This is a genomic window from Methylobacterium sp. AC690 (genome assembly GCF_979256535.1).
On the sequence record NZ_CEEDOX010000135.1, the window covers coordinates 1 to 236 of the forward strand.

General features: G+C 70.3%; 1 protein-coding gene. It reads left to right on the forward strand.

Features of this window, described 5'->3' with window-relative positions; genetic code table 11:
• Positions 1–236, forward strand: a 236-nt coding sequence (locus AC0IY1_RS25605; RefSeq protein ID WP_471773382.1) for a hypothetical protein, incomplete at both ends; no start/stop codon positions are given.

Here is a 236-nt window from a genome sequence, read left to right on the forward strand (position 1 = left end):
AACCCGAACTGGCCCGACACCGTGCTGTGCGACGTGCGCCGGCCCGCCTGGCGGACCCTGATCCTGGACGTCGCGGTCCCAGCCCTGCTGGAGCGCGGGTTCTCCGGGCTGTTCTTCGACACCCTCGATACGCCGCCCCATCTCGAGCAGACCGATCCCGAGCGCTATGCCGGCATGCGCCTGGCCGCCATCGACCTCGTCCGAACCATCCGCCGACGCCATCCCGACCGGATGCT